The 25940-nt window shown below is 53.2% G+C and carries 25 protein-coding genes; 4 read left to right on the forward strand and 21 right to left on the reverse strand.

From position 1 onward, the window contains the following. Positions 1 to 64 precede the first annotated feature (64 nt). Positions 65 to 1210: an HD-GYP domain-containing protein gene (locus ACAF76_RS15870; protein ID WP_421616950.1), complete on the forward strand. Its 1146-nt coding sequence runs from the start codon at positions 65 to 67 to the stop codon at positions 1208 to 1210. Between the two features lie 53 nt (positions 1211 to 1263). On the opposite strand, the gene ACAF76_RS15875 is transcribed toward ACAF76_RS15870, so the two are convergent. The 6 genes from ACAF76_RS15875 to polA all read right to left on the reverse strand — a co-directional run bounded on the left by ACAF76_RS15875 (position 1264) and on the right by polA (position 7791). Further along, positions 1264 to 2313 (reverse strand): glyceraldehyde-3-phosphate dehydrogenase, encoded by a 1050-nt coding sequence (locus ACAF76_RS15875; RefSeq protein ID WP_421616951.1) that lies wholly within the window; start codon positions 2311 to 2313, stop codon positions 1264 to 1266. A 181-nt stretch (positions 2314 to 2494) separates the two neighbouring features. Further along, positions 2495 to 2986 carry a small multi-drug export protein gene (locus ACAF76_RS15880; protein ID WP_421616952.1) on the reverse strand — a complete coding sequence of 164 codons (492 nt, stop codon included), beginning with the start codon at positions 2984 to 2986 and terminating at the stop codon, positions 2495 to 2497. Positions 2987 to 3075: 89 nt separating this feature from the next. Next, a complete protein-coding gene (locus ACAF76_RS15885) occupies positions 3076 to 3639 on the reverse strand; it encodes a lytic transglycosylase domain-containing protein (RefSeq protein ID WP_421616953.1) in 564 nt (187 codons plus the stop codon). After that, on the reverse strand, positions 3636 to 4244 hold the full coding sequence (coaE, locus tag ACAF76_RS15890; protein WP_421616954.1) for a dephospho-CoA kinase: 609 nt from the start codon (positions 4242 to 4244) through the stop codon (positions 3636 to 3638). The genes ACAF76_RS15885 and coaE overlap by 4 nt, the downstream gene beginning before the upstream one ends. A 19-nt stretch (positions 4245 to 4263) precedes the next feature. Beyond that, the gene (gene mutM / locus ACAF76_RS15895; RefSeq protein ID WP_421616955.1) at positions 4264 to 5091 is read right to left on the reverse strand and encodes a DNA-formamidopyrimidine glycosylase; all 828 of its coding nucleotides are present in this window, start codon (positions 5089 to 5091) and stop codon (positions 4264 to 4266) included. Between the two features lie 48 nt (positions 5092 to 5139). Further along, positions 5140 to 7791, reverse strand: coding sequence for a DNA polymerase I (gene polA, locus ACAF76_RS15900; protein ID WP_421616956.1), 2652 nt, complete (start codon positions 7789 to 7791; stop codon positions 5140 to 5142). Positions 7792 to 7939: 148 nt separating this feature from the next. Between polA and ACAF76_RS15905 the strand changes: the two genes are divergently transcribed. Next, positions 7940 to 8734: a divergent polysaccharide deacetylase family protein gene (locus ACAF76_RS15905; protein ID WP_421616957.1), complete on the forward strand. Its 795-nt coding sequence runs from the start codon at positions 7940 to 7942 to the stop codon at positions 8732 to 8734. Here the strand turns inward: ACAF76_RS15905 and ACAF76_RS15910 are convergent. Next, a complete protein-coding gene (locus ACAF76_RS15910) occupies positions 8705 to 9451 on the reverse strand; it encodes an N-acetylmuramoyl-L-alanine amidase family protein (RefSeq protein WP_421616958.1) in 747 nt (248 codons plus the stop codon). The two genes, ACAF76_RS15905 and ACAF76_RS15910, sit on opposite strands and share 30 nt — an antisense overlap. A 120-nt stretch (positions 9452 to 9571) precedes the next feature. Between ACAF76_RS15910 and ACAF76_RS15915 the strand changes: the two genes are divergently transcribed. Beyond that, positions 9572 to 9715, forward strand: a complete 144-nt coding sequence (locus tag ACAF76_RS15915; protein ID WP_421616959.1) for a hypothetical protein — start codon at positions 9572 to 9574, stop codon at positions 9713 to 9715. A 26-nt stretch (positions 9716 to 9741) separates the two neighbouring features. Here ACAF76_RS15915 and ACAF76_RS15920 read toward each other — a convergent pair whose 3' ends face one another. The 12 genes from ACAF76_RS15920 to citZ form a co-directional block, all read right to left on the reverse strand. Continuing rightward, positions 9742 to 11319 carry a DHA2 family efflux MFS transporter permease subunit gene (locus ACAF76_RS15920; RefSeq protein WP_421616960.1) on the reverse strand — a complete coding sequence of 526 codons (1578 nt, stop codon included), beginning with the start codon at positions 11317 to 11319 and terminating at the stop codon, positions 9742 to 9744. Between the two features lie 13 nt (positions 11320 to 11332). After that, entirely contained in the window at positions 11333 to 12556 is a 1224-nt protein-coding gene (locus tag ACAF76_RS15925) for an efflux RND transporter periplasmic adaptor subunit (RefSeq protein ID WP_421616961.1), read from the reverse strand. Positions 12557 to 12561: 5 nt separating this feature from the next. After that, a complete protein-coding gene (locus tag ACAF76_RS15930; RefSeq protein ID WP_421616962.1) occupies positions 12562 to 13221 on the reverse strand; it encodes an HlyD family secretion protein in 660 nt (219 codons plus the stop codon). Next, the gene (locus ACAF76_RS15935) at positions 13218 to 13661 is read right to left on the reverse strand and encodes a MarR family winged helix-turn-helix transcriptional regulator (RefSeq protein WP_421616963.1); all 444 of its coding nucleotides are present in this window, start codon (positions 13659 to 13661) and stop codon (positions 13218 to 13220) included. The genes ACAF76_RS15930 and ACAF76_RS15935 overlap by 4 nt, the downstream gene beginning before the upstream one ends. A 170-nt stretch (positions 13662 to 13831) precedes the next feature. Then, positions 13832 to 15277: an IS1182 family transposase gene (locus ACAF76_RS15940; RefSeq protein WP_400162161.1), complete on the reverse strand. Its 1446-nt coding sequence runs from the start codon at positions 15275 to 15277 to the stop codon at positions 13832 to 13834. Between the two features lie 125 nt (positions 15278 to 15402). Continuing rightward, positions 15403 to 16341 (reverse strand): VanW family protein, encoded by a 939-nt coding sequence (locus ACAF76_RS15945; protein WP_400161846.1) that lies wholly within the window; start codon positions 16339 to 16341, stop codon positions 15403 to 15405. A 72-nt stretch (positions 16342 to 16413) separates the two neighbouring features. Then, positions 16414 to 17070 (reverse strand): phosphate signaling complex protein PhoU, encoded by a 657-nt coding sequence (phoU, locus tag ACAF76_RS15950; protein ID WP_400161847.1) that lies wholly within the window; start codon positions 17068 to 17070, stop codon positions 16414 to 16416. Positions 17071 to 17157: 87 nt separating this feature from the next. Further along, positions 17158 to 18921, reverse strand: coding sequence for a two-component system histidine kinase PnpS (pnpS, locus tag ACAF76_RS15955; protein WP_400161848.1), 1764 nt, complete (start codon positions 18919 to 18921; stop codon positions 17158 to 17160). Between the two features lie 20 nt (positions 18922 to 18941). Next, a complete protein-coding gene (locus tag ACAF76_RS15960; protein ID WP_400161849.1) occupies positions 18942 to 19637 on the reverse strand; it encodes a response regulator in 696 nt (231 codons plus the stop codon). A gap of 137 nt (positions 19638 to 19774) precedes the next feature. After that, a complete protein-coding gene (mdh, locus tag ACAF76_RS15965) occupies positions 19775 to 20713 on the reverse strand; it encodes a malate dehydrogenase (protein ID WP_400161851.1) in 939 nt (312 codons plus the stop codon). 62 nt (positions 20714 to 20775) lie between these two features. After that, the gene (gene icd / locus ACAF76_RS15970; RefSeq protein ID WP_400161852.1) at positions 20776 to 22059 is read right to left on the reverse strand and encodes an NADP-dependent isocitrate dehydrogenase; all 1284 of its coding nucleotides are present in this window, start codon (positions 22057 to 22059) and stop codon (positions 20776 to 20778) included. Positions 22060 to 22197: 138 nt separating this feature from the next. Beyond that, positions 22198 to 23310: a citrate synthase gene (gene citZ, locus ACAF76_RS15975; protein ID WP_400161853.1), complete on the reverse strand. Its 1113-nt coding sequence runs from the start codon at positions 23308 to 23310 to the stop codon at positions 22198 to 22200. A gap of 485 nt (positions 23311 to 23795) precedes the next feature. Between citZ and ytvI the strand changes: the two genes are divergently transcribed. Next, positions 23796 to 24926 carry a sporulation integral membrane protein YtvI gene (gene ytvI / locus ACAF76_RS15980; protein ID WP_400161854.1) on the forward strand — a complete coding sequence of 377 codons (1131 nt, stop codon included), beginning with the start codon at positions 23796 to 23798 and terminating at the stop codon, positions 24924 to 24926. 85 nt (positions 24927 to 25011) lie between these two features. Here the strand turns inward: ytvI and ACAF76_RS15985 are convergent, their stop codons facing one another. Together ACAF76_RS15985 and ACAF76_RS15990 are read right to left on the reverse strand one after the other, a co-directional pair. After that, positions 25012 to 25407 carry an FxsA family protein gene (locus ACAF76_RS15985; protein ID WP_400162074.1) on the reverse strand — a complete coding sequence of 132 codons (396 nt, stop codon included), beginning with the start codon at positions 25405 to 25407 and terminating at the stop codon, positions 25012 to 25014. Continuing rightward, a complete protein-coding gene (locus ACAF76_RS15990) occupies positions 25407 to 25844 on the reverse strand; it encodes an acyl-CoA thioesterase (RefSeq protein ID WP_400161855.1) in 438 nt (145 codons plus the stop codon). The genes ACAF76_RS15985 and ACAF76_RS15990 overlap by 1 nt, the downstream gene beginning before the upstream one ends. Positions 25845 to 25940 lie beyond the last annotated feature (96 nt).

The raw sequence follows: 25940 nt of genomic DNA on the forward strand, positions 1-25940 counted from the left end.
ATCCTTGTACCTATTTCTATGAATCATACAATCAGGTAAAATGGAATAAGTTGGAGGGATTAATATGCGGCTAGTATCATTAAAACATGTTCAGCCAGGAATGAAGCTGGCGCGGACCGTTTTTACCGAAGACGGTAAAGTATTGCTGGGAGCAGGCATGGCGCTGACCGACCGGCTGATCCAGGGACTGGAACGATCCCATGTAGACGCGGTCTATATCGATGATCCTCGCACAGAAGACATCGTAGTGGAGGATGTGCTCCGGCAGGAAACCAGGAGAGTAGCGGTAGAAGCTATTGAAAAAACCGTCAAGCAAATCACCAACTCAAACAAGCTCGCACGGAAAATCTCCTTGAAAGAGATGGGTCTCCACTTTCAGCGGGCATTTAGCGCCATTCTGGAGGATTTGATGCACAACAAGTCAATGGTATCCCATTTGACGAACATCTCCTCCTATTCGCCCTCTCTCTACCACCACTCTGTCAACGTCGCGGTGCTCGCTACAGCGGTCGGGATGTCGCTCGGCTACAACCGCAACCAGTTGATGGATCTGGGGATCGGGGCGATGCTGCACGACATCGGCAAAATTACACTGCCGGAAGAACTGCTGCAGCAAACGACAGAGCGCTGGACGGAGGAGCAGCAGGAGATCGCCAAGCAGCATTGCCAAAACGGCTTTGATCTGCTCCGCAAGCAGCATGATATTTCCCTGTTGTCTGCACATGTCTGCCTGCAGCACCACGAGCGGCTGGATGGCAGCGGCTACCCGCAAGGACTGCGAGGCAAGCAAATACATGAATACGCCCAAATCGTGGGCATTTGCGATATTTTCGACACGCTCACGTCGCCGCAGCCCTGGCGCAAACGGTTCATGCCCCAGGATGCGCATGAATTTTTGCTCGGTTCCGGCGGTCATCTGTTCGAACATCATCTGATCAATGCCTTTATCAAGCATATTGCCATTTTTCCGATCGGCAGCAGCGTCATTTTGAATACAGGGGAATTGGGCGTCGTCAGCCGGGTCGATCCCGATTACAGCCACCGCCCCACCGTGCGGATCATCCGCGATGGACGCGGCAATGACGTGCATACACCGTACGACCTGGATTTGAAAACAGACATCAAGCTGTTTATCGTCGGGTTCGAGGATGAGAAGCTGTTCGAGCTGAGTACGCTGCAGGAGACTTCCGCGGCGAATGGTCAGCAATAGCAAAAAAGGTTCCCGTCTATGCCGCTAGGCTACGGGAACCTTTTTGGTTTGTATTATCGGGTAACACCTGCACTAACCGCTTCCTTTTCGCTTGCCCGGTTATGCAGTTCGGACACGTGGCGCACCAGATCGACGACCCGGCAGGAATAGCCCCACTCGTTGTCGTACCAGGCGATCACTTTTACCTGGTTTGTCCCCATTACCATCGTGGACAGTCCGTCGATGATCGCGGAGTTTTCATTGCCGTTGAAATCGCTGGAAACGAGCGGTTCGTCGCAAAATTCCAGATAGCCCTTCATGCTGCCCTCACTGGCCTCGCGCAATACGCGGTTGACTTCTTCTACCGTCGCTGGCTTTTTCGTGTTGATCACCAGGTCGACGACAGAGACGTTTGGCGTCGGTACGCGCAGCGAGAAGCCGTTGAGCTTTCCGTTCAATTCAGGCAGCACCTTGCCTACAGCGCGGGCAGCGCCTGTCGTCGTCGGAATGATCGATTCGCTCGCCGCACGGGCACGGCGCAGGTCCTTGTGCGGGTTGTCGATGTTGACCTGGTCGTTGGTGAACGAGTGAATCGTGGTCATCAGGCCTTGCTCAATGCCGAATTCCTCGTGCAAGACTTTGGCTACAGGAGCCAGACAGTTGGTCGTGCAGGAAGCGTTGGAGATGATGTGATGGTTGTCGTGGTCGTAGATGCTTTCGTTGACGCCCATCACGATCGTCGCGTCTTCCTCTTTTGCAGGCGCGGTGATAACGACTTTTTTGGCACCGCTCTGCAGGTGCTTTCCTGCCCCTTCACGACTGGTGAACTTGCCGGTCGCCTCTACGACGATCTCCACGCCCAGCTCTCCCCATGGCAGCTTGAGCGGATCGCGGTCGGACAAAACGAGGGTCGGCTTGCCGTCCACGATAATTTTGTTGTCTTGCACCTCTACTTTATTCTGCATACGTCCGTGAATCGTGTCGTATTTCAGTAAATGAGCCAGCGTCTCCGCGGGATAGCTCGCATTGATCGCAACAATTTCCATGTTGGGGTCCTGAATAGCGCGGCGAAAAACCATGCGCCCGATTCGGCCGAAACCATTGATACCAATTTTGATTGTCATATAGAAACCCCTTCCCCAATAAAGTTACGCTTATCTGCTATCTTTATTATAATAAGTATGACACAATTATCAATGTGTTTTACTAAAAAATTATAATTTGTACGATTAATCTCTTATTAATCGCGGATTGTGTCATCATCTTTTTGGGGGTATGTGCAACAAAAGGGGCTCTTGCAGACAGTTATTGGTACTGCTTCAGCAAATCACTCAGAAAGCCTTGCCGTTCCGCATCGAACTCAAACAGATTGATGCCAAAAGAAGTCAGGATTCCGGCCGCGACCGACCATGCGACCAGGCTGCCGATCATCCAGGCTGCCACTGATTGTTTGTTGCCGCCAAAGCTCATGCTGAGAAATGCCGCCAAGTGGCTTCCGACGAGAATCGGGCCCAAAATGGCCAAGCCTGGCAGTCCATACTTTTTCCAGATGCGTTCCGCCCGTTCCCCGCGCTTGTTGTTCGCTTTGCCGTTTTGCCTTTTTGCCAGCCAGCTTTTGATCTTGTCCATCAAGGCGATTACCAGCAAAACCGTAAGAATGTTGCCCAGCAAGCCAACGGCGACGGCAACCCATGTGTTCAACCCGGCCAATGCTGCGAGGGGGATGACCGCAACCACCTCAAAGAAAGGCGTCGCTGCCAAAACAAACACGATCAAATAGGCAATGATAAAACTCATTATGAGGTGTCCTCCTAGACGTCTGGTTTTTGAAAAGCCTGAAATGACCAGCTAGCAAAGAAAGCATCCGCCACTATGCGGACGCTTTCTCATTGCAACTCATGGTCGTATACATTTTGGTAACGATCGTGGTAGTACAGGACGCGCTCCACGTATTTTCGCGTCTCGGGAAACGGGATGTCCTCGATCGTTTCTCTCGTTCCGTTCCACTGATTGTCCCGAAGCCAGCTGCTGACTTTGCCCGGTCCCGCATTGTAAGCCGCGATCACTTTCACCATATCGCCGTCGTAGCGAGCCATCAAATAGTTGAGATACCACGTCCCGATCGAGATGTTCGTCACCGGATCGTACAAATATTCCGTGTGCGGAACTTGCAAGCCTGCCTGGGAGACGATCCACTCCGCCGTATCCGGCATCACCTGCATCAGCCCGATCGCCCCTTTGCTCGATACACGATCAGGCACGAAGCTGCTCTCGGAACGAACGACAGCGAGGATCAGATACGGGTCCACCTGAAATTGCTGGGAGGCCGCCAGAATTTCACTGCGGTACTTGATCGGATACATCCACTTCCAGACAAACGAAGTATTGAGGAGCAGGAAGAGGCAGGTCAAGACGATTAGGATCAAGACACCTCTCCTTTTTCCCTTCATGTTCCCAACTCCGCGCGCAGTTTGGCCAACATGTCCTCCACCTGCTTCTCTGTTTCTTCCCGGGTCCGGGAATTGTCGATCAAAAAGTCAGCCTCCTGCTTTTTCTGGTCGATCGGAAATTGTGCACGCAGCCGCTTTACTGCCTGCTCTTCTTCCAGTTCGTCCCGCTCCATCATCCGCGCCAACTGCATGTCGGGCGGAGCGTAGACGACGGCAATCTTTTCCACCATGTACTGCAGTTTGCTCTCAAACAGCAGCGGAATATCCATAAATACGATTGGCGCGCCGTTCTGTTCGGCTGCCTTGGCTTCTTCCAGCATCACGCGCCGCACCTCGGGGTGGACGATGGCGTTCAGCTTTTGTCGCTGCGACTCGTCCGAAAAGACGATCTCCCCCAGGCGTTTGCGATCCAGCGTCTCGTCAGGCTGCAAGACCTCGCGACCGAAGTGTTGCACGATCGCTGCGTACGCCGGCTTCCCCGGCTCCACGACTTCGCGGGCAATCTGGTCTGCGTCGATGACCGGAATCCCCCGCTCCCGGAGCATGCCGGTTACGGTGCTTTTTCCTGTCGCGATTCCGCCTGTCAGTCCAATGATCATTTCCATCCTCCCCCCTTTTACATGGTCACTTCTTTTGGCACTTCGGGCAAATATGCGTGCCTCTGCCCCCGACTACCAGCCGGACGATTGGCGTCCCGCACTTGACACAAGGCTCGTCTTTTCGACCGTAGACCAAAAGAGACTGCTGGAACATGCCCATTTCACCCTGCCCGTTGACGTATGACTTGATCGAGCTGCCTCCCTGCTCCACAGCCTCGCGCAAGGTAGCGACAATGCTCTCGTGCAGCTTGTTCACTTTTTGGCTGCTGAGACTGCCTGCAGGTCGCTCGGGATGAATGCCTGCCTTAAAGAGGGATTCGTCCACATAAATATTCCCCAGTCCGACGATACATTCCTGATTTAGGAGCAGCGGCTTGACTTTCGTTGGACGGCCTTTCAGCAGCGTGCGCAGCACCGCAGGCGTAAAGCCTTCATCCAGCGGTTCTACACCCAGCTTGGCCAACGGACCGGTCGTGTTTTCCAACCCGCGTGTATATACATCCATCGTACCAAACTGTCGTACGTCACGATAGCGAAGCTCCGTACCATCCGTAAAGTGGAAGATCACATGGGTATGCTTCTCCACCGGATCACCCGCCGCGTACAAGCCGTACCGCCCTTCCATTCGCAGGTGGGAGATCAGCACGTCTTGATCGAGGATGAACAGGATGAATTTGGCCCGGCGCTGGACCGCCTGGATCGTCTGACCAGCCAGCCGCAGCTTGAAACTCTCGACGTCATCGGGTGTGCGCACGATTCGCGGCAGCGTTACCGTGACGCGTTCGATCGTCTTGCCCTGCACCAGCGTCTGCAAGGTGCGGACGACCGTTTCCACCTCTGGCAATTCCGGCATAAGTCTCCTCCTCTCGCTGTCTTCTCCTTTTTGTATGGGGCGTCGTCTCTACTTGGCGTCGTACCAGCTTCTGCCGTAGTTGACGTCCGCCTTGAGCGGGACGTTCAGCTCCAGCGCGTTTTCCATCACTTCCGGGACGAGCTTCTGCATCGTCTCCAGCTCGTCCTCCGGCACCTCGAACACGAGCTCGTCGTGCACCTGCAAAAGCATCCGGCTGCGCAAGCCTTTGTCTTTCAGCGTCTCTTTCATGCGGATCATCGCCAGCTTGATGACGTCCGCGGCAGTCCCCTGAATCGGGGTATTCATTGCCGTCCGCTCGGCAAACGAGCGCAGGTTGAAGTTGCTGCTGCGAATGTCTGGCAGGTAGCGGCGGCGGTGCAGCAGGGTGGTAACGTAGCCGTCCTGCTTGGCTTGCTTGACGATCTCCTCCATCCAGTTTTTCACGCCGGAGAAGACCTGAAAATACCGCTCGATAAAGTCGCCTGCTTCCTTGCGGGTGATGTTCAGGTTTTGCGAAAGCCCGTAGTCGCTGATCCCGTAGACGATGCCGAAATTGACCGCCTTGGCCTGGCGGCGCATCAGCGAAGTCACTTCGTCCTCGCTCACGCCAAAGACATCCATCGCCGTGCGGGTATGAATATCCATTCCTTTGCGGAAGGCATCGATCAGGTTTTCGTCGCCGGAAATATGGGCCAAAATCCGCAGTTCAATCTGCGAGTAGTCCGCCGCCAGCATGTACCAGCCTTCCTCGGAAGGAATAAACGCCTCCCTGATCTTGCGCCCCTCTTCCATGCGAATCGGGATGTTTTGCAGATTCGGCTCTGTGCTGGACAGACGGCCAGTGGCGGTCGTCGCCTGGTTGAACAAGGTGTGCACCTTGCCGGTATTCGTGTGAATTTCCTTGGTCAAGCCTTCGATATAGGTGGAGCGCAGCTTGCCCAGTTGCCGGAAGGTAAGGATCGCTTCGATAATCGGGTGATAGGGCGCCAGTTTTTCCAGCACATCGGCACTGGTGGACGGTCCCGTCTTCGTCTTTTTCAGCACGGGCAAAGAGAGCTTGTCAAAGAGAATTTCGCCCAGTTGCTTGGGAGAGTTGATGTTAAACGATGTTCCGGCCAGTTCGTAAATCTCCTTGGTCAGCTCTTCCAGCTTGCGATCCAGCTCTTCACCCATCTGCTCCAGACGTGCGCTGTTTACCTTCACGCCCTGTCTTTCCATCTCGGCCAGCACCAGGCTGAGCGGGCCTTCCAGATCGTAGAGCAGCTTTGTCAGCTGGTTTTCCTCCAACTGCGTCCGCAAGACAGGCACAGCCTCCCAGATTGCCACAGCCTTGCGCGCCACATGCTCGCTTAACACATCTGTCTCGGGAACGAGCCGCTTTGCCCCCTTGCCGTACAGCTCCTCGTCGGCGTGTACGCGCACCTGTGCGTACTGCTGGGCGATGCTGTCGACTGTGGGGTTGCTTTCCGTCGCATTGAGCAAATACGATGCCAGGTAGACGTCGAAGTTGATCCCGGCGATCTGCAGCTCGTGCCAGCTCAGGCCGACCGTATCTCGCTTGCCGTCAAATGTCCACTTCTCCTTCGTCTCATCTGCCAGCCATTCGCGAAATGCCGGCCATTGCGAAGCGACGTCCCACGGTACGTACAGCGAGACATCCGCATCAGCCAGACCGAAGCCCAGTATCGGTGCGTGGTGGTAGTTGTCGCCGTCCATTTCCACGTAGATCGCCATCGGGGAAACGAGCTTGTCGGCGTAGCGCTCGGCAGTCTCGGCACGGACGATTTCATAGGCAAACGGCTTTGCTTCAGCGCTTTCCTCGCCCGCGTCCTTGGCAGACGTTCCTTTCACTTTCCCGAGAAGCGACTTGAATTCCATCTTTTTAAAGTACTCCGTTACTGCCGTCCCGTCATATCCCGCATAGGCGGTTTCTTCCACGTCCAGTTCGACAGGGGCATCCCGCATGATCGTGGCCAGTGCCTTGCTCAGCTTCGCCTTGTCCTGGTTTTCCCGAATGTTTTCCTGCAGCTTTTTGCCGCTGATCTGGTCGACATGTTCCAGGACGCTTTCCACCGAACCGTATTCGTGCAGCAGTTTCAATGCAGTCTTTTCTCCGACACCGGGTACGCCCGGGATGTTGTCGGAAGTGTCGCCCATCAACCCTTTCAGGTCAATGATTTGCAACGGCAAAAGACCGTACTTGTCCGTTATCTCCTGCGGCGTGTACAGTTCGATCTCGCTGACTCCTTTGCGTGTCAAAGCGACAGACACATGCTCCGACACGAGCTGCAGCATGTCCTTGTCTCCGGTAATCACCGTCGTTTTCCACTTTTGTTCGTCCGCTTTCTTCGTCAGCGTACCGATGATGTCGTCCGCTTCGTAGCCATCCAGTTCAAATCGCTTGATCGAAAAAGCGTCCAACAGCTCCCGAATGAGCGGAAACTGCTCCGACAGCTCCGGTGGCGTCTTTTTCCGTCCACCTTTGTACTCGGCGAACTCGCTGTGGCGAAACACGACTTTGCCAGCATCGAACGCCACCATCAGATGCGTGGGTTTCATTTCTTCCAAAACTTTCAACAACATGGTCGTGAAGCCTAATACGGCATTCGTATGCAGTCCCGCCGAAGTGGACAGCAGCGGAAGCGCGTAAAAGGCGCGGTTGGCGACGCTGTTTCCATCAATCAACACAAAATGGCCCACGGATCCATACTCCTCTCGTTACAAAACGTACTAGCTTTCATCGTACCATAGGGGAAAGAGGTAAGCCAAGTAATCAGCCCGGAAGGCGGGTAAAGATTTCCCCCCTTGAACAAACTAGAAAACAAAAATGACAAGGCAGGCGAAATTCATGTACAGGAAAAAAACAGCCTCGATTCTGCTGTCTGCTGTTCTCCTCATGTGTACAGGCACTGTCCACGCCGCTGTTCAGGCAGAGCCTTCACCCGCACCTGCGCCAGTCCCCGAAAAGAAGGTGGCCTTTATCATTGACGATCTCGGGAACAACATGAAGGGGACGGATGACATCCTCTCCCTGAACGTACCGTTGACCGTGGCTGTCATGCCGTTTTTGCCCAGCACCAAGCGGGACGCGGAACTGGCGTTCAAAAACGGGCACGAAGTCTTCGTCCACATGCCGATGGAGCCATTGAAGGGCAATGCCTCCTGGCTCGGCCCCGGAGCGATCACCAGCGACCTGAGCGACGAGGAGATCAGGGAGCGCGTCAACAAGGCGATTGACGACGTACCGCATGCCGTCGGGATGAACAACCACATGGGCTCCAAGGTAACGGCAGACGAACGGATCATGCGCGTCATCATGGAAGTCGTCAAACAACGCGGATTGATTTATCTGGACAGCAAGACCAACTACAAGAGCGTCGCTGCCAAAGTAGCCCGGGAAATGGGAGTGCCGTACGCCGTCAACCAACTGTTCCTCGATGACGTCCATACAGCCGCGCACATCACAAAACAGATGGAAAAGGTGTGCTTTCAGCTTCGTGAACGCAAAATCTGTGTCGCCATCGGCCACGTCGGTTCGGCAGGCAAGAAAACAGCCTCCATCCTGCGCCAGTACATCCCGCGCATACAGAAGGAGGCCGAATTCGTGACTGTCTCAAAACTGATCCAAATACCGTTCGAGTAATCTGCGCCGCATGCTTTCCTCTACCGTTTCCAGGTCCTCTGCCTCCTGCAATTCTCCGATCAAGGTCACATATTCGCTCACCGCATCCCGGATAGCGTGAGCGATTTTTTTCTGTTCCTCGGGATCGGTCAGCATGGCCCGGTCCTTGCTGTTGCTGATAAACCCCATCTCTACGATGACAGAAGGGCAGTAGTTGTGCCGCAGCATGTAGTAGGTCCCGCCCTTGACCGGCTTTTTTTTCGTGCCGGCGTTGCGGTTGAGCGCGTTTTGCAGCAGGTGCGCCAGCATGAAGCTTTGCTCGTTGCTTTGATACAGCACGATCGGCCCGCGCTTCCGGGGATCGGCGGACCAGTTGACGTGCAGGCTGAGCATGATCTGCGGGTCGATCAGCTTGACCAGCCCCCTGCGCTGGGCGAGGTCGCGCAAGTGCCGGGAGCGATTGTTCAGCCAGCGATTGTCGTCGCTTAGCGCTACATCCTCGTTGCGGTTCATCGCCACCTCGTACCCCGCTTCGGTCAGCTGCTGGTACAACTGTCTGGCTACTTGCAGATTGATGTCTTTTTCGTACAAGTCGCCATATGTCGTGCCTGAATCAACACCTCCGTGTCCGACATCGATGAGAATGTGAAACGACGTGAGCGGCAACGCCTCGCTCCGGCTGGGAAGAACGACCAAAAGAACAGTCAACAAGGTTACAAGCAAGAGTCTGTTTCGCATGATTGTAGGATTTCCAGATCGTATAAAAACATCTCTGTCCCCTGCATATTCACTAACATTGAGAATTGCCGGGCAAGGCTGTAGAATGGTAGTCAATGGAAGCAAAAGGAGCGGGTTTGCGTGAACCAACCACCACAAGGACGGAAAAGCCTGCGCGAGTACGTAAAGGGACTGAGCGTCTGGGCCAAGATCGGCTGGACGATCGTCCTCGGGTACATCGTCGGACGGATCATCTACTTGCTGTACCGCATGACCGTTATGTAGCGTACAAAAAAGACAGCAGCCCATCATCAGGCTGCTGTCTTTTGTTGTTCCTGAACCGCCAGCTTGGACGGCTTCGTCTGTTCATGCAAGAAATACAAAAGGAAGATCGAGACCACAATCGGAATCACAGTTATGACAAAGGTGTCGGCAATCCCGCGAACGAGCGCTTCCTTCGCCATCATTCCGTACAGGAGACTGCTCGCTCCTGCCGTCGCTGTCGCGCTGTCCACTCCTGCCTGTGTGTACAGACCCGTCAGGCTGCTCAACAGCGACGTGGCGACATCCGGATTGAGGTTATCGGAGATCGAGGACATGTGAAAGTTTTGCCGATTTTGCATTACAACTGTCAGCAATGCGATCGAGAAAGAGCTCATCACCTGCCGCAGCACGTTGGAGAGCGGCGAAGCATCGCCTACACTATGCCGCGGCACCGCGTTCATTCCCGCCGTCGACAAGGTCATCATGCACAGCCCGATCCCCAGACCGCGAATCGTCAGCACCGTGTCCAGCCAGCGGTGCATCGTGTCAGCCTCCAGATTGTGCAGCTCGTAGGTGGTGACACTCATCACGATCAGGCCAACCAGGCCGATCGGTCCGACTCCGTATTTGTCCATCAGCTTTCCGCTGACCGGCATCATCAACGCCATCGCAATCGACTGGGGCATCAGCAAAATCCCGGATTCCATCGCCGTCAAGCCCTGGATATTCTGCAAGTAGATCGGCATCAGGAAGACGCCGCCCATCATCCCCATCATAACAAAGCCCGAGGTGAAAATGCTGATGCTAAAGGCGGGGATCTTCAACAGACGCAGGTCCAAAAGCGGCTGCTCTTTTCCGAGCTCCACCCAGACGAAGAGGACGAGCGACATGATCCCGACAAAAAACAGGCTGACGATGAAAAACGAATCCCATCCTTCGGTCTGCCCTTTGCTGAAAGCCAACAACAATGCGCCAAACCCGACAATCGAGAGAAATGCACCCAAAAAGTCGAATTTCAGATCGGGCTTGGTCGGCGTTTCCTCCAGCAGAAACGCGCTGATTACAACCGCAAACACACCGACGGGAACACCGATCAAAAACAGAAACTGCCAACTGAAAAACTCGATCAAGTATCCACCCAAGGTAGGACCCAATGCAGGAGCCGTCATCGAGGCAATCCCGAAAATCCCCAGCGCCATCCCGATTTTTTCACGAGGTACGATCATGTAGATCATCGACATGCCGATGGGCATAATCATCCCGCCGCTGACTCCCTGCAGCACGCGAAACGCGATCAGTACGGAATCGCTCCAGGCAATGGCGCAAAGCACAGAAGAAAAGGTAAACGCCGCAAGCGAGAGGACGAATATTCGCTTCGACCCGTACTTTGCTGACAGCGCCCCGCTCATCGGGATCATAATCGCATTTGCCAGCATGTAGCCCGTCAACACCCACTGCATGGTATCCGTCGTCGATCCGAAGATGTTGACCATGGCTGGCAAGGCGACAGTAATCAGACTGTTATTGAGAATAGCAACGAACGTCCCTGAGAGAATCGCAAGCAGCGGGAGCCAGATGTTCCCGGACCTGCTTTTTTCTTCATGTAGTGCCGTCGCTTCTGCCATGTCATCACCCCCGCTAGTTTGCGATCACCCTGCTGCCTTCGGAAAGCTGATCGGTCGGATTGATGACGAGCTGGTCGTTTTCGCTGACGCCCGCTGTTACCGTGGCCCAGTCGCTCTCCATCTGGCTGACAGATACTTCAGCTTCGTGAACCACATTTCCGTCCACAGTGTAAATGTATTGCTTGCCATCCTTTGTGACGATCGCCGCAGATGGCACCTTGACGCCTTCATTAGCATCGCCTTGCAGGGACACCTCCGCGACCATACCGGCACGCAGGCTGCCATCTTCGTTATCCAGCCTGATCTTGACCGGGAAGGAGCTCGTGTTAGGATCGGAGACAGGGGAGACGAACTCGACCTCTCCTTTCCACGTCCTGCCGCCCGCGCTGGCTACCCGTACATCGACGACGGTGCCTGGCGAAAACTGGTTGATCTGTCCTTCGGGCACGCTCGCCTCTACCTTTACCTGGTCCATTTTCACCAGAACCATCAGCGGCGCTCCCGCGGCAGCGAGCTCTCCCGGGTCTGCGTTGCGCTTGGCGACGACGCCGGAGATCGGCGCCGTAATGACCGTGTTGGCGTAGCCGTTTTTAGCCATATCCAAAGTCGCGTTCAAGCGGCTGACTTCCGCTTCCAGAGCCGCCACCGAATCCGCTGTCGGTCCTTCCTTCGCCAGGTCGTACTGCGCCCGCGCCTGGTTCAGTCCCGTCCTCGCTTTTTCCAGCTCCAATTGGGTTCGTTCCAGCTCGGCCTGTGACAACGCTCCCGAGTCAAACAACGCCTTCATGCGATTGTAGTTGTTTTGCGCTACCTGATAGCTAGCCTCTGCCTGCTCTACGGTACCGGCAAGCTGTTCCAACTGTTGCGTGCGCGTACCTGCCTTGGCCTCGCGCAGCCTTGCCTGCGCCCCGGCAATGGCAGCCTCGGCCTGGTTGATCTGATCCTGATAATCGCTCGCTTCCAGCGTCACCAGGACATCCCCCTGATTGACCGCGGCGCCTTCCTGTACAGCTACAGAAGCAATTCGGCCTGATACCTTGGGCACCACCTGAATTTCTTCTGCCGCCGTGATCTTGCCCGTTACGGTCAGACCTGTCTGAATCGAGGCGATCTTCCATGTTTTGACGACAGGCACATTCTCAGTTGAAGGGGAGGATGACTCGCTACAGGCTGCCGTAATCAACGATGCCGCTGCGATGGCTACACCAAGTGCTCTCCACTTTGCTGTTTTATGCATCCTTATTAACTCTCCTTCACGTGCACTTTAATCTGGGCATTCAAACCGGCTGACAAGGATACGCCAGCGAGGTCGTCAATAGCCACTTTGATTGGAATGCGTTGGGTTACTTTTGTAAAATTCCCACTCGTGTTTACAGCGGGCATCAGGGAAAAGGTTGAGTTGGTCGCCTGGCCGATTTCCATGAGATGACCACTCAGCTTCTTGTCCGGGTACGCATCCACATAAATGTCGACGGGCTGCCCTACTCTCACGCGGCCGATTTCCGTCTCTTCCAGATTGGCGGATACATACAGGCTGCTTTCATCGATGACGAGCGCTACCGTCTGTCCTGTGGATACGATTTCGCCGACCTTGGCCTGGGTTTTGATCACCGTGCCGCTGATCGGCGAGCGCAGCAAGCTGTTCTCCAGCATATTGGTTGCCAGGTTCGCCGGGTCCTGCTGGCCTACTACCTGGTCTGCCATCACTCGGTCGCCTTCCTTGATCGTCAAGTCAGTCAGCTTGCCGACCATCTTGGGCATGATGCGGTAAATTTCTCCTGCAATGCGTGCGTCTTCCGTGGCCACATAATGTTGACCTTGGTACCAGTAGTAGTACCCGATGCCCCCACCGCCAGCGACAAACAGGAGCAAAATGACATACAAGACAAGTTTTCGTTTCATCTTTTCTCCTCTGCCTTCTCTTTCTCTTCCATTTTTGTGACCAACAGCTCCAAAGATTGAATGATGCCATCCAGTTCAACGTCAGTAAAACCATCTACACTGCGCTGATACCATTCTCCTGAAATAAGATCCACCTTTGCCAACAAACCCGCGACATTCTCTGTCTTGCGAATCCAGACTACCCGACGGTCTTTCTCGTCGCGCACGCGCTCCACCAGCTTTTCTCGCTCCAGGCGGTCGATAATCCCGGAAACGGTGCTGTACGACAACTGCACGGCTTTACTGATCTGTCCGATCGTTTTCGGCTCGTCTTTGATCTGCGAGATCACCATTAATTGAGGTATCGTCACGCCGTACTTTTTTAGTTCATCCCGAAAAAGATCGACCATCGTTTTGTTGATTCGCTTTAGCAAATCGCGGATGTACAAAGGTTTGTTCATCGTACTCTCCTTCCCTCGTCAAATATTTCGTGTCCGAAATTTTATCAACACGAAATACTATACGCCGATTTGTTCAGGTTGACAACATTATTATGGGTTGCGCATATGCGAAAGTCGCCATCTGCAAGCAGCTCGCTCGTATGCAAAAAGCACCTGGATATCCAGGTGCTTCAGATTGCAGACAAACTCCCTCGCTGAACGAACAGCAGAGGGAGTTTGTTTAATAATTTGATGAAAATACCGAAGGTGTTTTGATCGTTCACCTTTTGGCGACCTGATTTCCATAGCCAGGTCGCCATTTTTTTCAAGTTCATGGCAGCGAAAACAAGCATCGCCTGCATCGTGACCTTCTCCAGTCCTCGTAAGGTCGTCCAACGCATGCCATGCTTTTCCTTCATATCAGCGAATACACGTTCAATCGTTTCTTTCCGTTTGCTATAGATTTGTTTGTTTTCCTCGGTATGCCGGAGGTGGTCTACCTCTTCGAGGTAATCAGCCCAGATGTGGCGACTCACTCTCTTTGTGTAGTCTTTACTTTCCGTGCATTGTTTCAAGAACGGACAACTTCGGCAAACTTGAGAATTTGATCGATAGATACGGTACCCATCCTTGTTTGTTGTCTCATATGTTAAGATTTGCTCGTTCGGGCAGATGTAGCAGTCGAAATATTCATCATACACATATTCGTGCTTTTTAAAAAAACCTTCTTTGGTGCGTGGTCTTGTGTAGGGCATAACGGGGCGAATCTGGTCATCAAGGAGTGTTTTACTGATGTAAGGCGTCTTGTATCCCGAGTCCACTGCCACAGCTTGAGGCTGTGCAAACGTCTTTCGCACTTGATTCAAAACATCCTCAAAAACCTGACTGTCATGCACATTGCCTGGCGTTACCTTGGCACCAAGCACAAATCCATTTCGATCACATGCTGTATGAAAACTATAAGCAAATACACGTTCCTTTTCCCCTTTTACAAACAATCCGCAATCCGGGTCAGTTGTGCTGACTTTCACCTCCTTCTTCGAAGTTTCTGTCTTTTTTTCAAGGGGCTTCTTTCCATGTGCAATACGATCCTGATTGATTTCTTCGTCCAGCAGCTCTTGATATTTCTTCGCTTGTTCTTCAACGATTTCTTTCACGTATTTATGCTTATTCGCACTGGCTTTTACATGCGTAGCATCAATGAAAAGCACATCAGGCTTCACGAATCCATGATGAACCGCCTCCTCCAATATTCGAAGGAAGATCGACTCGAAGAGTTGAGTATCCCGAAAACGGCGAACATAGTTCTTGCCTAGGGTCGTGAAATGGGGAATGGGCTGACTGAAATCATAGCCAATAAACCACCGATAGGCAACATTGGTTTCGATCTCTTTAATCGTTTGTCGCATGGAACGAATTCCAAAAATATATTGGATGAAAGCAATTTTAACTAAGACTACAGGGTCAACACTGGGTCTGCCATTGTCATGACAGTAGAGGCTTTCCACCAAGTCATAGATGAACGAAAAGTCGATTGCATTTTCAATTTTTCTTACGAGATGATCTTCTGGCACCAACTCATCTAGCGAGAATGCAGATATCTGATAACGCCCTTCGGCCTCTTGCTTATTAAGCATAATGCCACCTCTAAAAAATAACTTTTGAAAACGTAACATGTTCTATATTCAACAAAAAAGCCTGCAGACCCTGTTCCTTACGGAACTTTGTCTACAGGCTGAAGCACCTGGATATCCAGGTGCTTCTAGTCAATCGTAAGGGATGATTCATCCAAAATCGGTGCCGGTCCTTCCTCGGGAGTCTGGTTGCGGACGCTCGGCACGTGGCGCGGCTCGTACTCAATCTCCGGGAAGGAATGGATCGATACATACATACTGCCGCCGCCAGAGCCCGCTCTGACCAGGATCGGGTAGGCGTACTTGTTCTGAAAAACAAAGTCCGGTCCGTACCAGCTCACCGTGGCATCCCGTCCGGGTGGTACGTAGGCGACGTTCCTGCTGTGTGAATAGCGTTCGATAATGTGCAAGCCCGCCTTGTCGACAGCGTTGTACAGGGTGGACGATACCTGGCATATCCCACCGCCGATCCCTTCGGACAATTCGCCGCGGACGATAATCGGCGCATCGAGATAACCCTTTGCCCGCGTACGTTTTCCGACAACCTTGTTGAAGGAGAATACTTCCCCCGGCAAGACGATGTAGTTGTTGATTGCCGTGGATGCCAGCTTGATATTATGGGAGCGATTTTTGTTGCCACTATTATAGTAGGTGATATAAAAACCGATTGTCTTCTTTCGCACTTGTTCGAGCAGGGTGCGATCCACCTTGGGATGCACAGCCTGCAAGCGCACTTCAAGCTTGTTCGAGCCTTTTCCGTAAAAAAAGTCGTACACCTCTCTGGCAAAATGCCTTCGGTCCAGGGCACGTCCCATTTTTTCCGGCAGGATGGCTCCGCCGGGACTGATCTGGGCGTTGATGGGCGGCTGGTACACCTGTTGGGCTACTTGCTCGATTAGCTGTTCCAAACGATCCGGATCAACCAGCGGCACGCCGGAGAAGGGCAGTGTGTAGTCTTCCCGATCCATGATCGCAAAGACTTGGTCTTGCAGTTCTATTTGCAGCAGCTCAAGCGGCTCTAACGGAGCGACGAATAGAAACAGGGCAAGAGTAAAAACAGAACCCATCCGGCCGCTCACCTCCTTACAGTAGTATGAGCAGTCGGACGGGTTTCATTCGATTCGTGAATAGGCGGACGCCTATTTGTTGAGGTCTGTCATTTTTCCGGTCGTCATGTAAATGATCCATTCGCAAATGTTGGTTGCATGGTCAGCAATGCGCTCCAAATACTGCGCGACCAGCAACAGATGCGTACATTGGGAAACGGAGTTGCTGTTCTTGTTCATCACTTCCAGCAGGTCTTTGAAAATGGTGGAGTACAGCTTGTCGATCACATCGTCCTTCAGTGCGATTTGTTCCGCAGCTTCCTTGTCACGGGCGATATAGGCGTTGAGCGACTCGCGCACCATCTCCTTGACGTGGTCCGCCATCTGTGGAATGTCGATCAACGGTTTGACGTACTCCTCGTTCATCAGGCGGCGCGTCGTTTTGGAAATCGATACAGCGTGGTCTCCCATCCGCTCCAGGTCGGTGACCAGCTTGAGCATCGTGCCAAGACGGCGCAAATCATTGCCGACAGGCTGTTGCAGCGCGATGACGCGAAAGCAGCCGCTCTCAATCTCGTGTTCCAATTCGTTAATGAGCCTGTCGTTCTCGATAACCTCTTCAGCCAGTTGTACATTTCGTTCTACCAGGCTCTTGATTGATTTGTGTATCGCTTCTTCAACGAGCGTCCCCATCGTCATCATTTTGCGATGAAGGACGTCCATTTGCTCTTCAAAAGCGTGACGTGTCATCCCCGTTCATCCTCTCAAATCAATTTTCCACCATCGTACCTACAAATTGTAAAGCAGAGGTAAAGAAACGATTGCGTTTCGGTAAAGTTAGTCGTATGGAAGAATTACGGTAAATGTCGTCCCTTCTCCTTCCACACTGGCTACGTGAATATGCCCGTTCAAATTCTCCACCAGGTGCTTGACGATGGCCAGCCCCAGACCGGTCCCGCCTGAGTCACGGCTGCGCGCCTTGTCCACGCGGTAAAACCGTTCAAAGATGCGGGGGATGTCCTGCTCCGGTATGCCGATTCCCGTATCAATTACTTTGAGTTTCAGGCGCTTCTGCTCTACTTCTGTCTCAATCGCGATCTTTCCTTGTTCCGGCGTGTAAGCGACAGCGTTGGACAGCAGATTCAGCAAAATTTGCTGCAGGCAGTCTTTATCCGTCGTCGTCCAGATTTCCGGTTGCGCTGCTGGCAGGCGGATGGTCAGGCTTTTGCGCTGGGCCTGTTCCTGGATCAGTGCGACGGTAGCGGAAATGAGCTCCTGGACGTGGACTTTTTCCAGGTGAAGCTGAATCCGTTTTTGCTCGATTTTCGAGAGATCGAGAATATCGCGGATCATCCGGTAGAGCCGTTCGCTCTCGTCGGAGATGATCTGCAAAAAGTTGCGGCACGTATCCTGGTCCTGCATGGCGCCATCCAAAAGCGTCTCCGTAAAGCCTTTGATCGAGGTGATCGGCGTACGCAGCTCATGGGAGACATTGGCCACGAAATCGCTGCGCATTTTCTCCAGGCGGCGGATTTCCGTAATGTCGTGCAGCACGACGACGACCCCTCTCGACTCCCCTTTGAAGTTGATGTACGGAGCGAAGTTGACGTCGAGAATACGCTCTTGCGGGTAGTAGATGTGGATCTCTTGCCGGAACTTCTCGCCCCTGTCGAGACAGCGGTCGATGTACTGGCTCAATCCGAAGCTTTTTCCCGCTTCGATATGCAGCTTGCCGACCACATCGCTGCCCGAGGAACCGAGCAGCTTTTCTGCCGCCGGGTTGACCAGCATGATACGGCGATGTTCCGAGATAAAGATGACGCCGCTCGTCATGTTGTTGAGCACCCCGGAGAGACGCTGCTGGTTTTCTGAGATTTCGTACATTTGTTGTTCCAGGCTGGACGCCATAAAGTTGATCGCACCGGCAAGCTGGCCGATTTCGTCAGTCGCCTTGATCCGTACCCTGTCTTCAAACTGGCGCTGCGTAATATTGCGCGCCACCCGGGTGATCTCCTCGATCGGTCGGGTGATCGAAAACGAAATGCGGGAGACGACGAGAGAACCGACGACAAGCGTCACGAGCAGCCCTGTCAACAAGCTGTACCACATGTTGTGGACCGTGTCCGTAATATCTTTCATCGACATCGCCGAGCGCACAGCGCCGACCGTTTTCGTTCCATCCATGACGGGGACGGCGACGTAGATCATCTCTTCGCCGATCGTCTCGCTGTAGCGTCGGGCTGTTCCCGTCGTGCCGCTCAGCGCCTGTTGGAACTCCGGCCGATCCATGTGGTTCTCCATTCGCTGCGGAGTCGAGTAATTGTCGTACAGCACCTCTCCGCTGCTGTTCATCACCGTCACCCGCACATCCGGGCTGGGCGCGATCGTCTCGACCTGCTCCTGCAATGTCCCTTGATCCGAGTATACGCTGGGATACTGAACTACTTTCGCGATCAGCTTGGATTCCCGGTACAAAAGTTCGTGCAGTGTCTGGAGGTAGGAATTCTCCAATACCTTTGCAAAATAGAGGCCCATCACCATCAAAACAAGCGAGATCAGACCTAGTATCGTCAAGGTGAGTTTCATCCGAAAACGCGTCACATGTCAGGCCTCCTGTTCTGTTACCCTTCCAGTTTGTACCCCAGACCGCGAACCGTCTTGATGTAGCGCGGATTTTTCGTGTCATCCTCCAGTTTTTCCCGAAGATGGCTGACATGCACGTCGACAATCCGCGAATCTCCGATAAAGTCGTAGTTCCAGACGGCATTGAGCAGTTGATCGCGCGTCAGGACCCTTCCCTGGTGATTAGCCAGGTAATGGAGCAATTCAAACTCCTTTGGTGTCAGTTCAATCTTGTCCTCGTTGCGGTACACTTCGTACTTCTCGGGGTAGATGCGAATCTCACCGAGGGTAATCACGGCATGCTCCGGAGAGTCACCAACCTCAGGGGTGATCTGGTAGCGGCGCAAAATCGCCTTGACCCGGGCCACGACCTCGCGCGGGCTGAACGGCTTGGTCAGGTAGTCGTCCGCTCCCAGCTCCAATCCGAGAATTTTATCCAGCTCATCATCCTTTGCTGTCAGCATCAGGATCGGGATATTGTTGCGTTCCTGGCGAAGCGTCTTGCATACATCCATGCCGTCCATTTTTGGCAGCATCAAGTCAAGTATAAGAAAATCAGGCTGCTCGCTCTTCACCATTTCCAGCGCTTGCTTGCCGTCAAAAGCTGTCGCAACCTGAAAACCGGACTTTTCCAAATTGAATTGCAGCAGCTTGACAATGGAAACTTCATCGTCCACAACCAGTATCTTTATCATCTCGTATTTTCCCCCCAAAGTCGCCATTGTTACATTCTCAGTCTGCCAAATCGGCTCTATAAAAGACAAGTAATTTTTTTGTAAAGACAAAGGCGCCCCTCCGAAATGGAGAGGCGCCTTTGGGTTGGCTTGCCGATTTATTTCAGTACGGACAGTACGTTGCGTACTGCTTCAGCAGACTTGTCGAGAGCTGCCTTTTCCTCAGCAGTCAGTTCCAACTCGATGACCTTCTCGATACCGTTGCCGCCGAGCAAAGTTGGTACGCCCAGGTAGATGTCCTGGTAACCGTACTCGCCTTGCAGCAGGGCGATGGAAGGAAGAATACGTTTCTTGTCTTTGAGAATCGCTTCTGCCATTTGCACGAGGGAAGCGGCAGGCGCGTAGTAAGCGGAACCGTTGCCCAGCAGGTTGACGATTTCTCCGCCGCCTTTGCGGGTACGCTCCACGATGGCATCCAGACGCTCTTTCGGAATCAATGTTTCCAACGGGATGCCGCCAGCGTAGGAGTAGCGGACCAATGGAACCATCTCATCGCCATGTCCGCCCAGTACAAAGCCGGTGACGTCTTCTACCGACACGTTCAGCTCCATCGCTACGAAGGTGCGGAAACGAGCGGTGTCGAGCACGCCGGATTGGCCAATGACGCGCTCCTTCGGAAAGCCGGAAGTCTTGAAGAAGGTGTACGTCATCGCGTCTACCGGGTTGGACAGGACGATTACAGTCGAGTTTGGCGCATAGGTTTTCACCTGTTCCGCTACGGAGCGCATGATGCCTGCATTGGTGTTGACCAGGTCGTCGCGGGACATGCCCGGCTTGCGGGCAATCCCTGCGGTGATGATGACCAGATCGGCGTCTTTGATGTCGGCGTAGTCTGCCGTACCGGTGATGTTGGCGTCAAAGCCGAGTACAGGCGATGATTCCATCATGTCCAAGGCTTTCCCTTTGGTCGGGTTCTCCAACTGTGGAATATCCACCAGCACGATGTCTCCCAGTTCTTTTTGACCGAGGATAAAGGCAGTGGTAGCTCCGGTGAAGCCGCTGCCGACGACAGCGATTTTTTTGCGTTGGAATGCCATCTTTACGTTCCCTCCTATATGCATGTGTAAGAAAGGTACATCACAGTATGGCCTAACGGGTCTTACATATTTTTGATCAGTTCATCCGCGAACTCGGAGCACTTCAGCTCTTTCGCGCCTTCCATCAGGCGAGCGAAGTCGTACGTTACTGTTTTCGCAGAGATCGTTTTTTCCATGGAGTTGATGATCAGGTCAGCCGCTTCGTTCCAGCCCAGGTGACGCAGCAGCATTTCGCCGGACAAAATGACGGACGAAGGGTTTACTTTGTCCAGACCTGCGTATTTCGGAGCTGTACCGTGTGTCGCTTCGAAGATCGCATGACCAGTCAGGTAGTTGATGTTTGCTCCCGGAGCGATTCCGATGCCGCCTACTTGTGCAGCCAGCGCGTCGGATACGTAGTCACCGTTCAGGTTCAGGGTAGCTACGACATCGTACTCAGCAGGACGAGTCAGGATTTGTTGCAGGAAGGCGTCAGCAATCACGTCTTTGACGATGATTTTGCCTGCTGCTTCTGCTTCTTTTTGTGCTTTGTCCGCGTCGCCGCCTTCCGCTTTGATGCGGTCGTATTGTGCCCAAGTGAACACTTTGTCGCCGAATTCCGCTTCAGCTACTGCATAACCCCAGTTTTTGAACGCGCCTTCGGTGAATTTCATAATGTTGCCTTTGTGTACCAGCGTTACGGATTTGCGTTTGTTGTCGAGTGCGTAGTTGATCGCTGCGCGAACCAGACGCTCGGTACCTTCTTTGGATACAGGCTTGATACCGATACCGGATGTTTCCGGGAAGCGGATTTTCTTCACGCCCATTTCTTTTTGCAGGAATTCGATTACTTTTTTCACTTCCGGAGTGCCTTCTGCCCATTCTACGCCAGCGTAGATGTCTTCAGTGTTTTCGCGGAAGATGACCATGTCAGTCAGCTCAGGATGCTTCACCGGGGAAGGAACGCCGTCGAAGTATTGGACAGGACGCACGCATGCATACAGGTCCAGCTCTTGGCGAAGCGCTACGTTGATGGAGCGGATTCCGCCGCCAACAGGTGTGGTCAGAGGTCCTTTGATCGCGATCAGGTATTCGCGGACAGCAGTCAGAGTGTCCTCAGGGAGCCATTCGCCAAACTGGTTGAATGCTTTTTCACCTGCAAATACTTCGAACCACGCGATTTTTTTCTCGCCTTTGTACGCTTTTTCTACAGCCGCATCGAGGACGCGGACAGAAGCGTTCCAGATATCAGGACCTGTACCGTCACCTTCGATGAAAGGCACGATCGGGTTGTTTGGCACTACCAGTTTTCCGTTGTCTACTGTGATTTTTTCGCCGTTTGTCGGCAGCGACAGGTTTTTGAACACGTAAAATCCCTCCAAAATATGTGAAATGGTGAAGAATCGAAGTAAGACGCAGCAGAACTACCACTTGCGGGTGGTAGTTCAGTTTGTTTCGCCAGGACTGCCGCGCAAGACGTCTGTCAAAACCGCGGCAACTGCCCTCTAGCGACGGTCGATCGGTACGTAATGCTGGTTGACAGGACCTGTGTAATCAGCGCGCGGGCGGATCAGGCGGTTGTTTTCATACTGCTCCATGATGTGCCCCGTCCATCCGGACATGCGGCTGATGGCAAAGATCGGTGTAAACAGGTCGATCTCCAGTCCCAGCGAGATGTAAACGGACGCAGAGTAAAAGTCCACGTTTGGCTTCAGACCTTTTTCACTGCTGACCATATCGTCGATCTTGACGGACATTTCGTACAGCTCAGGACGACCAATTTGCGCAGTCAGTTCCTTGGACATCTGTTTCAGCCATTTCGCGCGAGGATCTCCATCCTTGTAGACGCGGTGACCGAAGCCCATGATTTTTTCCTTGTTGTCCAGCTTCTTGCGGACGTAGCTTTCCACGTTGTCCATGGAACCGATTTCAGTCAGCATTTTGGCAACCGCTTCGTTTGCGCCACCATGCAGTGGACCTTTCAGCGTGCCGATTGCGGACACGATTCCGGAGTAGATATCAGTCAGGGTCGCTACCGTTACACGTGCAGCAAAGGTGGATGCGTTCAACTCGTGGTCTGCGTGCAGGATCAGCGCGACGTTGAATGCTTTTACGGCTGTTTCGGTCGGCTCTTCACCTGTCAGCATGTACAGGAAGTTTTGGGCAATGCTATAGTCCGTTTTCGGAGCTACCGGTTCGAGTCCTTTACGCATGCGGGCAAAAGCAGCGACCAGTGTCGGCGTTTGCGCCATCAGACGGATCGACTTGCGGTAGTTAGCCTCCGGTGTCATCTCTTGGGCTTCCTTGTCGTAGAGCGCTAACGAAGAGACAGCTGTACGCAAAGCCGCCATAGGGTGTACACCTTGCGGATAGTTGCGGATGCTCTCCAGTACCTCTGCCGGTACCGCAGCATTTGCACCCAATTGCTTGTTCAACTCTTCCAGCTGATCGCGCTTCGGTAACGCTCCATGCCAGAGCAGGTAGATTACTTCTTCGAAGCTTGCATACTCTGCCAGTTCATCGATGTTAATTCCCCCGTAACAGAGAACACCATCAACGATCGAACAGATGGATGATTCAGCGGCAACAATTCCTTCCAGTCCACGGGTAGCTGTCATAGAATTCCCTCTCCTTTTCCATTCGAGTAGTAGTGCTTCCCAGTCCTCGCTTGTCCCCTGATGACCGGCTAAACGAAAGAACTGATGGCTATGATGACGTATTTATGAAGTTGTAAGCAGGGGTTCTTTCACCCACCACTCATGTCTGGGAATGTACTCCATGCAAAATCCCTACCTGATTCCCTCAGATGCGACAGGGGCTAGAGAAGAGAATACCGAATGGCACCGTTCCACTTCGCATGGCGAGTTAAAAGAATCCACCTTAATTCGACCCAATTATAAAAGATTATTGCGACTTTGTGAATAAGGTAAGCGAAAAAATGTTTCGAAGGGTGAAACGGAGTTTTGTTTTTTTGTGAAATCTGCCTCGAAAAGTACCGCAATGACAGCACGGTACTGTTGGACCTTGCTCCGCCCATTCCGCATGCTGCATAATAGAGGTACAATCCATCATCTGGCAGCATTCGCGGAAAGGAGAGCGTTTGTTGAATCGCGAAAACTGGGTCGACCGCCTGTTTCAGATCATTCGTTTTCTCGTGATTTGCTTGATTGTCTACGCTGTGTATGTACTCGTTACATTCGGAACACCCTTACTTTACCCATTTTTGATTGCCTTACTCATCGCGCTTTTGATTAATCGGCCTGTCAACTTTATGACGACCAAATTCCGCTTTCCCCGCTGGCTGTCCGTTACTGTCGCCCTGCTGCTGTTGATCCTGCTGGCAAGTGCTGCGATCGGCCTGACCGTCACACAGATCGTGATGGAAATCAACGAACTGTCCAGGCTTCTGCCCGGCTTCGTCAACGAGCTGTCCCACTATTTGCAGACGACGATTTCGCAGGAGTTCTTGACGGGGCTGTACCAGCAGCTCCAGTGGCTGTACACGCAGTTGGGGCCCGATTTCGAGCAACGTGTGGACCGTCTGCTGGCCGACGGCATTTCCACGATTACGCAAGCGGGACAAAACCTGATTATCGGCTTTTTGGACGGCCTCAGACGATTTTTGCTGTCGTTGCCCAGCCTGGCCACGGTTGCCGTCATCTCGCTGATCGGCGCATTTTTCATCTCGAAAGATTTTTACGTCTGGAAAATCCGCTTGCGCCGGGTTCTGCCGAAGGTCGTCAACTCGCGGATGGACCAGATCGTCGCAGATTTGCGCTCCGCTCTTTTCGGCTTCCTCAAGGCCCAAATTACATTGATCTCGCTGACGGCGGCAATCGTCATCATCGGCTTGCTCATTCTCGACGTCAATTACGCGATCACGATCGGCCTGATTACCGGTCTGGTCGACCTGCTTCCCTATTTGGGGACAGGAACGGTGTTTGTTCCCTGGATCATCTACCTGTTCTTCAAAGGGAATTACAGCCTGGTCATCGGCTTGTCCATCCTCTACGGCGTCGTCCTCGTCTTCCGGCAAATCATCGAGCCGAAAGTCGTGGCGGAAAACGTCGGGCTGGACCCGCTGCTCACCCTCGTCGCGCTGTTTGTCGGCTTGCAGTTGTTCGGCTTCATCGGCTTGATCATCGGTCCGGTGTCGCTGGTGCTGATCAACGCACTGGTCAAGTCAAACGTCTTCTCCGACCTGTGGCGCTACATAAAATTCGGCAAGATTTAGGCTCTCCCGATACGCAAAAACCGCTTGCACCGGATCGTGGCGCAAGCGGTTTTTTCATGGTGGAATGGTCGAGTGGCATGCCTATCTATCTGCGGAAAATGAGGTGAATCCGCCCTGTCGCGATCAGCCTCCACAGCCACAGCTTCAAGAGGTGGCGAACGATCATCCGCGTGTAGGGGATGAGCAGCAAAAAGCCGATCGTATCGCTGAAAAAACCGGGGGACAGCAGCAGGACGCCGCCCACCAAGACCAGTGCGCCGTCGATGAGCGACTCGGTCGGCATCTGGCCGCGGGAGAGCTGCAACTGGACCAGCCGGAACACCTGCAAGCCTTGCCGCTTGGCCAGCCATGCACCCAAAAAACCGGTCAGGATCACCAGGCCCACCGTAGGCCAGCCGCCAATCAGCTTGCCGACCGTGATGATCCCCCACAGTTCTATCGCAGGCACGACAATAAACAGAACCAGCAGGATGCGAAACATCATCGCGCACCTTCTCCCTGCTGCTGCAGCTCCAGCCATTGATACAACTCGGGTTCCACGCGGTTAAGGCGGATCGGCCGCAAGCTCGTGGAGGTAAAGACGTGCATCGTCTTTCCGGTCACCAGCAGCTCTTCGTCCGGCATCCGGTAAATTTCGTAGGCAAAGGTCAGACGCACAGGTGTAATTTCTTCGACGATTGTGCGCACTTCCAGAAGATCGTCATAACGCGCCGGTTTTTTATAGGAAACGACGGCATCGGTAAGCGGCAGAAGCACCCCTTTTTCTTCCAGTTGCCGATAGGAGAGCGCAGCGCTGCGGATCAGCTCGGTACGCCCCATCTCAAACCAGTTCAAGTAGTTGGCATGATACACCACACCCATTTGGTCGGTCTCGCCGTAACGGACGCGAAAGGAGTGGGAATGAATAATCGGACTCACGTACATCGCCCCTTTCTCATACCTTCATTCTACCATAGCAGTGAAATTCTATGATGAGAAAACGCAGCAAAAAGGCACCGCGTTCTCGGTACACAA

The organism is Brevibacillus sp. TJ4, assembly GCF_044627595.2.
Taxonomy (GTDB): domain Bacteria; phylum Bacillota; class Bacilli; order Brevibacillales; family Brevibacillaceae; genus Brevibacillus.

Excerpts from the sequence above, each read along its gene's own strand:
- ACAF76_RS15870 (WP_421616950.1), top strand. The coding sequence starts at position 65 with ATGCGGCTAGTATCATTAAAACATGTTCAGCCAGGAATGAAGCTGGCG.
- citZ (WP_400161853.1), bottom strand. The coding sequence starts at position 23,310 with ATGACAGCTACCCGTGGACTGGAAGGAATTGTTGCCGCTGAATCATCC.
- ACAF76_RS15885 (WP_421616953.1), bottom strand. The coding sequence starts at position 3,639 with ATGAAGGGAAAAAGGAGAGGTGTCTTGATCCTAATCGTCTTGACCTGC.
- ACAF76_RS15920 (WP_421616960.1), bottom strand. The coding sequence starts at position 11,319 with ATGGCAGAAGCGACGGCACTACATGAAGAAAAAAGCAGGTCCGGGAAC.
- ACAF76_RS15880 (WP_421616952.1), bottom strand. The coding sequence starts at position 2,986 with ATGAGTTTTATCATTGCCTATTTGATCGTGTTTGTTTTGGCAGCGACG.
- ACAF76_RS15945 (WP_400161846.1), bottom strand. The coding sequence starts at position 16,341 with ATGGGTTCTGTTTTTACTCTTGCCCTGTTTCTATTCGTCGCTCCGTTA.
- coaE (WP_421616954.1), bottom strand. The coding sequence starts at position 4,244 with ATGGAAATGATCATTGGACTGACAGGCGGAATCGCGACAGGAAAAAGC.
- ACAF76_RS15960 (WP_400161849.1), bottom strand. The coding sequence starts at position 19,637 with ATGATAAAGATACTGGTTGTGGACGATGAAGTTTCCATTGTCAAGCTG.
- phoU (WP_400161847.1), bottom strand. The coding sequence starts at position 17,070 with ATGACACGTCACGCTTTTGAAGAGCAAATGGACGTCCTTCATCGCAAA.
- ACAF76_RS15940 (WP_400162161.1), bottom strand. The coding sequence starts at position 15,277 with ATGCTTAATAAGCAAGAGGCCGAAGGGCGTTATCAGATATCTGCATTC.
- ACAF76_RS15875 (WP_421616951.1), bottom strand. The coding sequence starts at position 2,313 with ATGACAATCAAAATTGGTATCAATGGTTTCGGCCGAATCGGGCGCATG.
- ACAF76_RS15985 (WP_400162074.1), bottom strand. The coding sequence starts at position 25,407 with ATGTTTCGCATCCTGCTGGTTCTGTTTATTGTCGTGCCTGCGATAGAA.
- ACAF76_RS15930 (WP_421616962.1), bottom strand. The coding sequence starts at position 13,221 with ATGAAACGAAAACTTGTCTTGTATGTCATTTTGCTCCTGTTTGTCGCT.
- ACAF76_RS15905 (WP_421616957.1), top strand. The coding sequence starts at position 7,940 with ATGTACAGGAAAAAAACAGCCTCGATTCTGCTGTCTGCTGTTCTCCTC.
- ACAF76_RS15910 (WP_421616958.1), bottom strand. The coding sequence starts at position 9,451 with ATGCGAAACAGACTCTTGCTTGTAACCTTGTTGACTGTTCTTTTGGTC.
- mdh (WP_400161851.1), bottom strand. The coding sequence starts at position 20,713 with ATGGCATTCCAACGCAAAAAAATCGCTGTCGTCGGCAGCGGCTTCACC.
- mutM (WP_421616955.1), bottom strand. The coding sequence starts at position 5,091 with ATGCCGGAATTGCCAGAGGTGGAAACGGTCGTCCGCACCTTGCAGACG.
- ACAF76_RS15925 (WP_421616961.1), bottom strand. The coding sequence starts at position 12,556 with ATGCATAAAACAGCAAAGTGGAGAGCACTTGGTGTAGCCATCGCAGCG.
- ACAF76_RS15935 (WP_421616963.1), bottom strand. The coding sequence starts at position 13,661 with ATGAACAAACCTTTGTACATCCGCGATTTGCTAAAGCGAATCAACAAA.